General features: G+C 39.5%; 12 protein-coding genes. 2 read left to right on the top strand and 10 right to left on the bottom strand.

Features of this window, described 5'->3' with window-relative positions; genetic code table 11:
• Window positions 1-421 precede the first annotated feature (421 nt).
• Window positions 422-1,330: a LysR family transcriptional regulator gene (locus ABOA58_RS11455; RefSeq protein WP_350302387.1), complete on the top strand. Its 909-nt coding sequence runs from the start codon at window positions 422-424 to the stop codon at window positions 1,328-1,330.
• Window positions 1,331-1,653: 323 nt separating this feature from the next.
• Here ABOA58_RS11455 and ABOA58_RS11450 read toward each other — a convergent pair whose 3' ends face one another.
• From ABOA58_RS11450 to ABOA58_RS11430, 5 genes are all read right to left on the bottom strand, one after another.
• Window positions 1,654-2,646, bottom strand: a complete 993-nt coding sequence (locus ABOA58_RS11450; RefSeq protein WP_350302386.1) for an NAD(P)/FAD-dependent oxidoreductase — start codon at window positions 2,644-2,646, stop codon at window positions 1,654-1,656.
• A gap of 216 nt (window positions 2,647-2,862) precedes the next feature.
• Window positions 2,863-3,111 (bottom strand): ferredoxin, encoded by a 249-nt coding sequence (locus ABOA58_RS11445; protein ID WP_350302385.1) that lies wholly within the window; start codon window positions 3,109-3,111, stop codon window positions 2,863-2,865.
• Window positions 3,112-3,180: 69 nt separating this feature from the next.
• Entirely contained in the window at window positions 3,181-3,975 is a 795-nt protein-coding gene (locus ABOA58_RS11440) for an alpha/beta fold hydrolase (protein ID WP_350302384.1), read from the bottom strand.
• A 216-nt stretch (window positions 3,976-4,191) separates the two neighbouring features.
• Window positions 4,192-4,980, bottom strand: coding sequence for an SDR family NAD(P)-dependent oxidoreductase (locus ABOA58_RS11435; protein WP_241588830.1), 789 nt, complete (start codon window positions 4,978-4,980; stop codon window positions 4,192-4,194).
• A gap of 324 nt (window positions 4,981-5,304) precedes the next feature.
• Window positions 5,305-6,585 (bottom strand): MFS transporter, encoded by a 1,281-nt coding sequence (locus ABOA58_RS11430; protein WP_137018415.1) that lies wholly within the window; start codon window positions 6,583-6,585, stop codon window positions 5,305-5,307.
• Between the two features lie 555 nt (window positions 6,586-7,140).
• On the opposite strand from ABOA58_RS11430, the gene ABOA58_RS11425 reads away from it, so the two are divergent.
• Entirely contained in the window at window positions 7,141-8,163 is a 1,023-nt protein-coding gene (locus ABOA58_RS11425) for an NAD(P)H-dependent amine dehydrogenase family protein (protein WP_350302383.1), read from the top strand.
• Between the two features lie 226 nt (window positions 8,164-8,389).
• Here ABOA58_RS11425 and ABOA58_RS11420 read toward each other — a convergent pair whose 3' ends face one another.
• The 5 genes from ABOA58_RS11420 to ABOA58_RS11400 all read right to left on the bottom strand — a co-directional run bounded on the left by ABOA58_RS11420 (window position 8,390) and on the right by ABOA58_RS11400 (window position 12,998).
• Window positions 8,390-9,145 carry an IclR family transcriptional regulator gene (locus ABOA58_RS11420; protein ID WP_350302382.1) on the bottom strand — a complete coding sequence of 252 codons (756 nt, stop codon included), beginning with the start codon at window positions 9,143-9,145 and terminating at the stop codon, window positions 8,390-8,392.
• A 258-nt stretch (window positions 9,146-9,403) separates the two neighbouring features.
• Window positions 9,404-11,131: a sensor histidine kinase gene (locus tag ABOA58_RS11415; protein WP_350302381.1), complete on the bottom strand. Its 1,728-nt coding sequence runs from the start codon at window positions 11,129-11,131 to the stop codon at window positions 9,404-9,406.
• A gap of 23 nt (window positions 11,132-11,154) precedes the next feature.
• On the bottom strand, window positions 11,155-11,616 hold the full coding sequence (locus tag ABOA58_RS11410; protein ID WP_350302380.1) for a GAF domain-containing protein: 462 nt from the start codon (window positions 11,614-11,616) through the stop codon (window positions 11,155-11,157).
• Window positions 11,606-12,259, bottom strand: a complete 654-nt coding sequence (locus ABOA58_RS11405; protein WP_101221836.1) for a response regulator transcription factor — start codon at window positions 12,257-12,259, stop codon at window positions 11,606-11,608. Before ABOA58_RS11405 ends, ABOA58_RS11410 begins: the two co-directional genes overlap by 11 nt.
• A gap of 88 nt (window positions 12,260-12,347) precedes the next feature.
• Window positions 12,348-12,998, bottom strand: a complete 651-nt coding sequence (locus tag ABOA58_RS11400; RefSeq protein WP_350302379.1) for a sensor histidine kinase — start codon at window positions 12,996-12,998, stop codon at window positions 12,348-12,350.
• Window positions 12,999-13,104: the final 106 nt, after the last annotated feature.

Raw genomic sequence — 13,104 nt, 5'->3', positions numbered from 1 at the left:
TGTTTTCATCATCTGCAAAAGATGATAATGTTATTATTCTACCGACCACCTTACTTTCCCTTTTTTTACAAAATTAGACACACCATCCAAAAGCACTAGTATTACATTAAATAGTTTTATAGAAATCCAATCACCAAGCTTAAATGTGTAAAAACACCTATTAAAAACAAGGAAAATTCGCTATCCAATAGTAATATTTTACCTTTTATTACCTATTCTTCCTTTCTTTAAGGATAATATTGACTCTTCCATTTTAGAAATATATTATTGTTATAAACTTATAAGTAGATGTTATAAAACGATCTTCCTAGCCTTTAATCGTTATATCCAGCTTTGTTTGAGAGGGAATCAACTGTCCAACCCTTTCTTTTCCAGCCATTTTAGCTCTGTATTTTCAAATCCAACTGAAGTGGGTGATTGTTTGAATTTCCTATCCCTCCGCTATTTCATAGAGGTTTCTAACCATCTTAGTTTCAGTGAGGCTTCCAAAACCCTGCATATATCCCAGCCCGGACTTAGCCAACAGATTTTATCCCTCGAAAAACAATTAGGCTTTAAACTTTTGAATCGAACCACAAGAAAAATTACATTGACGGAAGAAGGAGAGTACATCTATAAAAAACTTGCTCCTTCCTTTGAAGATATTGAGAAAACAGTAAATTACATAGTTGAAAATAAAGCCATCCCCAAGCCTAAATTGAAGATTGCTACCGTCCCCTCTGCAGCTAGTATATATATCCCGAAGTTATTGAAAAAGATAGTGGGGGAATACCCGGATACAGAATTTTACGTGCATGAAACAACATCCTCAAGAGCTGTAAAACTCGTAAACCAACAAAATTATCATATCGGTTTCATCAGAACGCCCATTCACAGTAACATCATCGCCAATGAAGGATTAAGCATGATTGAATTCATGAGGTTCCCTTTACAATTAGTCGTCTCCATTGATCATCCACTGGCCCAAAAGGATGCGATACATTTATACGAAGCAAAAGACGAACCTTTTATCCATTATGATGCCGTTCAAGCACACTCCCTTCAATTCCTTTTGGAAAAAGCTTGCATGACTGCTGGATTTTCACCAAAAGAATTATGTAAAGGCTCTGAATTACTGACGATCGCCAATCTAATATCCAATAACCTCGGCGTAGCCCTCATGCCGGAAGATATGGTGAGTTTGTTGGGAAAAAGCCAAGTTAAAGCCTTGAACATCGATAACTCGGAATTATTCAGTTCCATATCGGCAGTTTGGAAAAGCACGGATACATCCATTCTGACCAAGCATATTTTGAAAACGTTAGAGAATGATCATTCTCATGATAAATGAGATTCTAGACTGGAAAAGGCAGCAAAACGACAAATGTTTTTGGAGTTCCTGGAATTTGTCTTCGAAGAATTAAGCGGAGTATCACAATACGGGTATTGGTTAAAACAATCTAAAAAGTCGAATTCCTTGCTGAGAAGGAATTCGACTTTTTATTTTACTGTCATATTAGCCTGTTCCCTTTGTTAGGCAACAAAACCTGGAAAGCCTCTATTTACTTTTCATTTCCATTAAATTCAGGACAATCGCCCACCCCCATCCATCTTTAAGGGTCTCGCCTATGTACTAATTCATTTCTTCAGAAGAGCCATGTAGCTAGATAGAGGTTAGCCAAATAAGGAAGTACTATGCAACGGCTGAACTTTCGCCATCGGATCAATATAGGCTTTGGCATTATTGACTGCCGTAGGACCTTCACCAAATCCGGATGCAATTAATTTAACCTTTCCATCATACGTACAAATATCCCCGGCTGCATAAATGCCTGGAATATTCGTTTCTTGTTTGGAATTAACGACAATTGCATTTTTGTTGATGTTTAGTCCCCATTCTTTAATCGCACCAAGAGAAGAGACAAATCCGTAATTAATAATTAAATCATCTATATCAATCACTTCTTTTTGTTGCGTCTTAGTGTGTTCTAAAACAATTTGCGTAATTCTTTCTGCTCCTACCAATTCGGAGGGAATATAAGGTGTTTTGACCTCAACAGAGGAATTCACTAATTTTTCCACACTATGTTCATGGGCACGGAATTTATCTCTTCTGTGTATCAATGTTACCTTTTCAGCAATCGGCTCTAACATAAGGGCCCAATCAACAGCAGAATCCCCACCGCCAAGAATCGCCACTTTTCTTCCTTTAAAGCGGTTCATATCATTCACGAAATAATGCAAATTCTTATTTTTGAACTGTGTTGAATCTTCCAATTCCAGTTTACGGGGATGAAAGGCTCCATTTCCAGCAGTAATGATTACTGATTTAGAAAAATGAGTATCGAGGTTTGTAGTGATTTTAAATGTTCCGTCTGCTTGCTTTTCCATCTGTTCAACTGCTTCTTCAAGACAAATTGTTGGTTCAAATACTTTCATTTGTTCTTTTAAATTATCTATCAATTCCTGGGCCCTTACTTTTGGAAAACCAGCTATATCATAAATGAATTTTTCGGGATAAAGGGCTGATAGCTGTCCTCCCAATTGAGGAAGGCTTTCAAGGATTTTCACCTTTGCTTGCCTCATTCCTCCATAAAACGCCGTAAACAAACCAACTGGGCCGCCGCCAATAATTGTTATGTCATAGACCGTTTTTTCTTCTGTCAATGTAATCACTCCTTTTCTTCCAGGATGGTTGCTCATACTGAATATGATTTATTGGTGGTAAGGGATGTACTAGCCTACAAGTAATTCTTTCTTTTTCGAATTCCAGAAATGATGGATAAGAGCAATTGAATATCCACCCTTTCAAAGACAATCTGGATATGTCACCAGTTTAAAAATCTATAAAGCTATTATCTGTCACAAACGCACCTAGAATTATTATTCAAATTTATTAGGGTTACCATCAAAGGATAATTGAGCCACTTTTATAGAATCGGTTGGACATCCTTCTGAAGCATCTATCATATCGTCCTCAAGTTCATCAGGTATAATCGCTGCCCCAACATTATTATCCAATATAACGAACGCAATACCTTCTTCATCGTAATCATAAATATCCGGAGCTGAAGCACCACAAGCTCCGCAAGCAATACAAGTTTCTTTATCCACGATTGTATAATTAGCCATTATCTCTATCCATTCCTCTCTCTAATCTAGGCCCTGGTTTTTTACTAAGGTATTTGCAGAAGCCTTTTCCTACTCAATATCGTTCAAAAATTCCAAAATGCTCGAATTAAACTTTTCAGGATTTTCCTGATAACACAGATGCCCGCCTTCTGGAATTATCACGAGCCGGGAGTTCATTAACTCTTCATGAATTGCTTCCGACTCCTTTATAGGAGTTACAGTATCCAACTCTCCACAAATTACAAGAACAGGGACATTTATATGAGATAACAAACTCATTTGATTCAGATGATAAAGTGAATTTGCTACCGAACGATATCCTGCCGGTCTTACCTGTGTCATAATCTCTTTTACTCGCTTATAGACTTTTTCTGAAGCATGGGGAGATAGCAATGCTTGTATCCTCTTTTCCGCGATCTCCTCAGTAGAAAGGTTTTCAATTGAAAATAATCGATTTTTCAATTTCGTCTCGTTCTCCTCTGGGGTTAGAGCAGCAGCCCCTCTTGTCGAATCGGCCAATATAAGTTTATTAATCTTATCAGGGTACAGGCTACAGAACTCTATCGCGATTGCCGCTCCCATTGAATGGCCAAGCAGATGGATTTTTTCCAACTTTAGCTGATCTAGCATGCCGTTCAGAATACGTGCAAACTCTTTGAAATACTTAAATTCTTCTGCTGGATCTGAACTTTTCCCATAACCCGGTGCATCCCATGCAATTACTGTATAATGCTCCTTTAATTCCTGGATTTGCTCCTTCCATGACTGTGAATTATTACTCATGCCGTGTAATAATACTAAAGGTTCTCCATGACCTTCTATTTCATAATGAATGCTTAAATCTTCTACTTTTACGTATGGCATAATATCAATCCCCTTTTAAGGTGAATCTCTGACTCTTAAAACACCTGTACTTGAAATATCTTTCTAAAAAAGCGAATGATAAACTATTTTTATATTTCGCTTGGAACTAGCTTTCTTTTCTATTATGAAAGTGCTTCCTATCCTGAAGTTAAGCAGGAAATCCCACTTCCGTTCCCTTCTAATTTAGCTAAAACAGTATTAAAGAACTGTGCCAGCTTAGCCAAGTCCTCGCACTGACAATCCGCCATCGCTGGAAATGACCTCACCGGTGATGGCGCGTGATTCGTCGGAAGCTAACAGTACATACGCCGCAACGTGATCTTCCGGCATCTGGGCAAGTTGAAGGATATTCCGTTTTTTAATGCTGCTTGCTTTCGTATCATTATCGACTATTTTCACAAATGGACGCAGCGGCGGGATCACAGTAAGTGCTGTCAATGTCCCCCCTGGGGCTACCGCATTTACCCGGATGGAAGGAGATAGTTCGAACGCAAGCTGGCGCATCAATCCAATTTGGGCGTGTTTGCTCGCTGTATACCAAACACCGCCGCCATCTGGATAAAAACTTGCACCGGAGACGGTAAAAATAATATTGCCATTTGTTTTTTTCAGTTCTTCAAGAGCGGCTTTCGCCCCGAAAAAAGACCCTTTTACGTTAATATTGAGAAGGAAATCATACGCTTCGGAAAGCGCCTCAGGAGTCACATCGGCAAATTTGGCAAATCCATCGAACACGCCGGCATTCGCCACGAAAACATCCAACTTTCCGAATTGCTCAACAGTAGCTTGGACCGCTTGCTCATTGTCTTCGTATTTGCTTACATCTCCCTGATATGTAAGGATATTTTCACCAAATTCTTCCTTCATTTTCGCTAACGTGTCTTTCGAGCGGCCGATAATGCTCACTTTTGCTCCTTCTTGTATAAAACGGCGAGTGACAGCCTCTCCAATTCCAGAAGCTCCCCCTGTAATCCATACGACTTTATCTTTTAAGGCCATGCCCATTGTCTCCACCCCTTCTATTATCTTTCAAACGTGATGAACGGTTATACAAAGATCGCGAGCACATATTTTTTCATAACGACCACATAGTGTTTTATACACAAAACAATGTTTTTTATATAAATAATTCTAAAATGTAATCGCTTTATTGTCAATGTAAAAAAACTGAAACGATCGTTCGGGAATACACTGTCTATATCATTCTGCGGTTATCCTTACTACTGCGGCACTCGTCAATAAGTATGATTTTTTTGTGGTTTCTCAGTAAGATTCTAGCGCCAATCTTACCGAGAAACCCTTCTAAAAAACATATTAACTTTTTAGCGCTTATAGTGTTACTTTGTTTCCTGTCGCATTACTTAGGTGATATTCGGCAACTTCTTGTTTAATCATAAATAAGTACGCCACAAACCCAAGAATGGCTGCTACAATCAGCATGGCAATGGAGGGACCAAAATCACCGCCAGACAAATCGCGGCTCCACCCCATAATGTAGCTTGAAAATCCACCCATAATATTTGTGAATCCCATTAAACCGGCTGCGCGGCCAGCTGTTTCAGGTGTTGAAAATTTGATGATGAAGAAATTGGTCAGGTGAAACATACCTCCTTGGGTTCCCATGGCAAGCCCCATGGAAACGCCAGCGAAAATAGGATTTGGTGCAATGACAGCGATTGTCAAAAATACAGCTGTTAGTATGAAAAGAATTGTCGCAAGTAAGCTCGGACGCTTCGTTTTGTCCGCCAAAAATCCGCCAGCCAGGACAAATCCAAGCGCGAATAGCCACGATAATGAAGTAATACCAGTCATTGCTTCCCTTTCAAACCCTTTGGCCTCAACGAGATATGTAGGCAGCCAAATACTGATTCCAAAGAAAAGAAAGGACGACATCAAATTGCCAAACCAGACAATCCAATAACGATAATCCTTTGCAAAGAATTGCTTCGACTGCACATCATCCGCTTCGTCTTTTTGGCGAATATAGGAGACTTCTTCTTTACTCATGCGTGGATGCTCTTCAGGCGTATTACGAGCCAAAAACAGGAACATGGGAATATTTATAAACAAGTTAAAAGCGGCGAGTGCAAAGAACGCGGCCTGCCAATGAAACGTTGAAATAATTAGTATGAGCATAACGGTACCCACTGCCGGGCCAAGGTAGTTTCCAGTGATCCAGAATGACTGTGCCCTGCCAAGCTCTCGTTTATTAAACCAATTCGAAATGAATTTTCCCGATATCGGGATCATCATACCTTCCCCAATTCCGAGGATTACCCTACTGATTAAAAACATTTCGTATGAAGTGGACAGCCCGCCCATTACCATTGTCGCTGTCCATACCAGTAAACCTAAAACTGCTGTTTTCCGTGCCCCTAACTTGTCGATGATAACTCCCCAAAAAATGTTGGAACAGGAGTATGAAATCATGAATATAAAGGAGATCAAGCCAATTTTCGCATTTTTATCCGGGCCAGTTAAACCAAGATCACTTAAAAATCCCGGATCGGTTTGGATAACAGAGATACCTACTTTATCAATCTGACCGAAAAACCAGAAGAAAAAAATAGGAATCGCAATGTACAACCATCTTTTTTGACCTTGTAACATGTTATTTCCCCCTTATAGCAGCTCTTTTGAATGCGCTCTCATGATTTCTATAAAAAAAATGCCTGTCAAACTAGCAACTTTACCAATTCCTCCTTTCAAAAGATAGCAGCAACTATTGTTTTATATAAAAAACAATGTTACCGATATTTAATGTTATATTGAATTTTCACAATAGTCAATATTATTCAGATTTTAATTTTCCCAACAGAAAAAGTAGTTTTATATACAAAACTATTAAAGGCGTTGCTTCGATCAAAACAACCTGAAACAATACCTTAACCCTTTATCACATAAAACCGGATAACGTTTCTGCTAATTCTCGAGCCTTAGTTAAATAATGTCCAAATGCTGCCGCTTGAGTCGTGAACCGCCATTTCGCAATTCCCGCATATGTAACCCCAAAATAGTAGTATGATTCTCCAATATCTCACCTCATTCATTGCCGTCTTTCCTTTTATAACGATTCATTATAAAGATATAAAAATTAACTATTTTTATTATTTATCAGCCAATGTTAGCATTTTGTTATAAGTTATTTGAAAGGATGAGAGATGAATGTCTATGAACTATTCTGAATTCGCAGTATTCGGGCTGGGCCCCATCGGAATTGAAATTCTCCGCAGTGCTTATCAAACGAATCCGCAATCGATTATCGGTGTTGTCGATATTGCTCCCGATAAGGTAGGAAAGGATATTGGGTTACTAATCCATGAAAAGGAAACCAACAAGTGTGTAGTCTCTCATATACGGGATGTAAATACCGAAGCTGGCCACCCTATCGCCCTACATGCAACCGGCTCCGACGCACAACAAGTATGGCCCCAAATCAAAGAGCTTCTAGATCACGGCTTTTCAGTGGTTTCCACCTGTGAACAGCTTTCCTTCCCTTGGCATCGCTACCCTCTACTTGCAAAGGAAATAGATGATTATGCTAAAGCTAAAGGGCTTAGTGTCATTGGGACCGGAATCAATCCAGGGTACATCATGGATACTATGGCCATTTCATTTACGACAGTATTGACCACGGTTAACCAAATTAAGGTCAATCGTAAAGTGGATGTTTCGAAAAGGCGCCTCCCCTTACAAAAAAAGGTCGGAATCGGGATGACCAGGGAAGAGTTTGAATTTTTAGCTGAGCGGAATAAAATTGGGCATGTAGGACTTGAGGAGTCTGTCAGGTTGATCGCTTATGGGCTGAATTGGAAACTTTCAAATGTAACCAATACCATAGAACCAACGATTGCAAGCGAAGAAATGACAGTTCCGCTAACTGTCTTAAAACCAGGGGATGTTAATGGGCTTCATCAAATTTCCACTGGCAAGACGGTGGACGGAAAGGAAATTTCCTTGGATTTAACGATGTCTGCAGGTATTAAACAGGAAGATGAAATCGTTATTGAGGGTAACGAAACCCAAAGGTTAATTGTTCCAAACGGCATTTTTGGAGATACCGCCACCGCAGCAATGATTATCAATACCGCTAAGCAAATTGATGCGCTCCGTAAACCAGGTTTACTTACAATGGCTGACATCGGGGTGCCTAGAAATATAAATCAAACAGACTTTGTGCGTTTGTAACGGCTAACCAACAATCTTGCGATAAAGTCTTACGATATTGGAAAAGGTGAACCCCGAATGGTTCACCTTTTCGTTTTGGTTCAGCTGAGCATGCCAGCATGACAAAAAACCACCATAAGCGGTGGCTTTACTTCCTATATGTAGTATGTAGGAATCGACCATTTTATGTAAGTTATCTTATTTCAGAAAAATATATTCCGAAAATGACATGATTTTACTATTTTCATTAATGTGTTTGAGAACCAAGTTTCACGGAAATGGCTTTGGCAGCTTTCATTACTTTGTCAATCAATTCAGGCAAGCGATCTTCCTGAAATCTTGCTTCAATCCCAGCCACACTAATACCAGCTACTATTTCACCTTTACCATTGAGTATCGGTGCACTCACCGCTTTTGTATAATCCTCAAGTTCTGATGAAGTTATCGTGTAACCATTCATTTTCGCTTCATCCAAAGCGTGACGGAGTTCAGTTTTATCCGTTATCGTTCCAATGGCGATTGGTTTTAATTGAATGCTTCCCAAATAATTTTCACGCTCTTCTTCCGGCAAATACGCTAGGATGATTCGAGAATCTCCAGCATACAATGGCGAACGCCTTCCAATGGATGTATAAAGTCGAACAGGGTGCAGGGTGTCCACCTTTTCAATATACATCGCTTCATCCTTATCCCTCACAATTAAATTCACTGCTTCTTCAGCATCATCCCGCAGGTCTTTCATGATGGGATAGGCGATTGACCTGATATCCAAACGCTCCCCAACCAGTTGACCAAACTGCAGGAATATAAGTCCAAGTGAATAGTGGCCATCATCGTCCTTTGTTAAAAACCCCATTTCTTCCAATGATCCCACCATACGGTGTAACGACGTTTTCGGCAAATTGGAAAGTTCCATCATTTCATTAAAGGTCAGTTTTGGATGATTTATGAAAAGGGTTAGGATTTGCATGGATTTCACGACCGTTTTGTTATGTGCCTGCATACAATGTCTCCTTTCATGATACATGTTTTCCTTAACTATCATTCTATTATAAAACATGGAAGAAAGGATGTAATGAAAATAACCGTATTCATTGTGATTTCGGGAATGCTCTGACTGTATTCTCATTTGATTTTCCGGCATTATTTTCAATTTGATCGTATCATTTTATCATCCCGCAAGCCCATAGAACGAATATTGATGGGATATGCTGAAGCGTTTAGCGGATTAAGTTACTTGATCATTACGAAAATCCATCCACTACAAAGGCATTTTCAATATTACTTTTGTCCCTTTCCCTTCACGAGAATGAAGGATAAGGTTTCCGCCGCAAACTCTGGCTCTTTCCTCCATACTGAATAAGCCTACTCCACGGGTAACTTTTTCTAAATCAAAGCCCTTTCCTTTATCTTCTATTTCTACACGAACTACTTCCTCTATTTCCTGGATCGTCACTGTAGCTTCTTCGGTTTGAGCATATTTCCTAATATTTGTTAATGCCTCTTGAATAATACGGTAAATGGTAATTTCTTTGTTTGTATTCAGACGGCAATTCAAATAGCATTCAAAATGGACCTTGATATGATGATGCTCTGAAAATTGCCCCAATAAAGAGCGAATGGCAGGGAACAGTCCAAGATCATCAAGTACAGATGGCCTTAATTCCCAGGATAGATGCCGGAGTGCTTCGATAATTTCGGTCGCTTCATCTTGCATCTGATCTAACAGGGGATGATCCATTTCTGTCTGCAGTCTGTTAATCGTTATGAGGTGGCTGTATAAGTTTTGTCCGATATCATCATGAAGCTCTCTGGAAATGCGTTTTCTTTCTTCTTCCTGCACATCAATGATTTTCCCGGTCATTTTCTGAATCTCTTCTTCCGCAAGCTTACGCTGGGTTACTTCATATCGAATCGCTAAATATTGGTAAGGTTTCTGGAACTCATCAAGAAATGGAACGATTGTCGTATCCACCCAATAATAAGTATTATCCTTGGCCTTATTTTTAATCTCGCCTTTCCATACTTCCCCTGATGATATTGTTTTCCAAAGATTGTCGAAAAACTCTTTCGAATGAAATCCCGAGTTAATAATTCGATGATCCTGTCCGATCAGCTCTTCTTTTGAAAACTTTGAAATCCGGCAAAATTGATCATTGACATATTTGATCGTCCCTCGTTGATCGGTTATTGCTACAATTGAGGAAGCATCCAAAGCAAATTGGAAATCGGCCATTTTATTTACAAACTTCCCTAATTCCTCTAAAACTCGTTTATATTCGGTAATTTCCTTCCGAATTGCCAGGTATTTATAAGGGTTCCCTTTTTCATTTAAGAAAGGGACAATTGTGGTATCCACCCAATAATAAGTTCCATCCTTCGCTTTGTTCTTGATTTCACCCCGCCAAACACTTCCTGATGAAATTGTTCGCCAAAGCTCTTGCATAAATTCCTTTGAATGATAACCTGAATTAATAATTCGGTGATCCTTCCCGATAAGCTCTGTTGCTGAATATTTGGATACCTCACAAAATTTCTTATTAAAGTTTATTATCTTGCCCTTTTCATCCGTAAATGCAACAATCGTTGATTCATCAAGTGCGTAAATTAAATCAACCAGTTCATTTATCGGATAGGATTGCTGCTGGTTAATCCGTGATTGATCTTTCACTTTATGGGCTACAATTAAGTAATAAAGCTCTTTCGCAAGCTGAAAGGAGTTCACCCTGAAAAAAAGCGAAAAAGCATGACCATCCCGGTGGATCCCCAACTGGTGGATAATCTCCCCTTCCCCGCTGTGCTGCAGGTTTGCCCCTGGTATAAGATTCAGAAGCTTTTCCCCGTTCAATTCATGATGATCATAACCAAAGTTTTCATATACCTGTTGATTCGCAAAAGAGATGACTCCAGATTCATTGACAAGGATTGTCGCATCGCTAGATCCAGGCGTAACCCCTTTTTCCATTTCCAAATGTTTATTCAAGTCCATACATAATCCTCCTTGTTGCCCTGTTAAATAGAGCTGTTCAATTCCTTTTCCAGTTTATTCGCTGCATCAAGGATCTTATGCTGGTCGCTTTCAGAAATAGGCTGAGCTGTTCGTTTACCTACTAATAATACCCCCTTGGGAACACCTTTAAATTGAATCGGAACTGCGAAGGCGCAACTGAGATTTTCCGCAAGCATAATGGGATAATCTAAAGCTTTGCCGTGGATATTATTGGGGAAACCCTCAATTTTCATCGGCGTCCCCGTTGATATGACCCTACCTGCTATTCCTTTTCCATATCGAACAGTTATCCTTTTGTACTTATCATTTCTGTTTCCGGCGGCATAATGCCAGCTTATGTCAGGACCATTTCTGTTTTGTAAGGCAAGGCCTACAAAATCACCATTCATTTCTTCTAATACATGTTCACACGCTTTTTTAAATGGTTGATCCTCTTTCGATTTACTGTCCCCGTTAAATTCCATACCCTAATAACCCCTTTTTTAAAGCGAATGCAACAAGTTCATGCCTTGTTTTCATCTTGAGCTTTTCCATTAGGTTTCCTTTATGGCTTTCAACCGTTTTCACGCTTATGACAAGCTGTCCGGCAATTTCTTTATTGGAAAACCCTTTCGCAATCAACGTAAGTACCTCTTTTTCACGGTCAGACAACAGATTGATAGAATCAGCGGTTCCCTGCTTCACACTGCCTAAATATTCTTCCATTACCCTTTTTGTAGCAGATGGATGAAGGTAAGCATTTCCGTTCGATAATGATCGGATGGCTACCAATAATTCTTCATGGGGTGCACTTTTTAAAATACATCCTGAAGCCCCGGCTTGAATAGTTCTGAACAAATATTCATCATCATCATGCATGGTAAGTATTAATATGGCTACCTCAGGCATTAGTTTTTTCAGTTCGGAAGTAGCCGATAAGCCATCTTTCCCATGAGGCATGCTTAAATCCATGACTACCACATTAGGCTGAAGCTCTAGTGCTCGTTCTATTCCTTCGTTCCCTTCTGAAGCTTCCCCTATGACTTCCATATCAGCATGATTGTTTAATAGCATCTTTAAGCCCATTCTTACAACGGCGTGATCATCGCAAAGCAAAATTTTTATCAAAGCAGCTCCCCCTAGCTTTGTTCGTGTTTGTATCGTTATATGAAACAACAAGGGGGATTGCACAATTCGCAAACCCCTGTTTAGCATTTTAATATAATGGCAGAGAAATCTCTATAGAAGTCCCATCATCTATTTTTGAAAAAATGGTACAATTCCCGCCAATCAAATGCATTCTTTCACACATGGCAGCAATCCCGCTCAACTTATTCATGGCGGCTTCAACCTCAAACCCTTTCCCTGAATCTTTTATCATAATTAATAACAAGCTTTTTTCCCATTTGAATATTATACTTGCTTTTGTTGTATCAGCATACCTTGCTATATTCACCAATGCTTCTTGGCAGACCCTGAAAAGTGTAATGCTGTCTCTATCAGAGATTTGCGATTCAATTCCCAGATTCTCCATCTCAACCTCAATTCCATAGGTTGAAGTATATATTTTTATGTAGCTTTTTATAGCTGAAATAAGCCCAAAAGTCGTAAGGGTAGGAGGATGCAATTCTACAGCCAAAAGCCTGATTTCTTGTATTGCCTTCTCCAATAGCTGTTTCATATCACCCGCATAGATTTTCATGGCAGGCTGTTCGATTGCCGTTTCAATGAGCTGCATTCCGGAAAAGAGACTGGAAAGGGACTGCCCCACACCTTCATGAAGCTCCATGGCAATTCTTTTAATCTCTTCTTCATGTGTTTGTATGATATAAGAACTGATGTTGTTTTTAAGTGGCTGAGTATTCATTCCCACCCTCCTTCTTCAATAGTCGCTGATTATTGGCCATTCAAAATGCGACATGCTCTCCCGATTACACTTTCGGCAGAGTGGTGAGAACACTGACGTATACCTT

It is taken from the genome of Peribacillus frigoritolerans (assembly GCF_040250305.1).
GTDB lineage: Bacteria > Bacillota > Bacilli > Bacillales > DSM-1321 > Peribacillus.
This window is presented reverse-complemented; position numbering and strand designations above follow the sequence as displayed.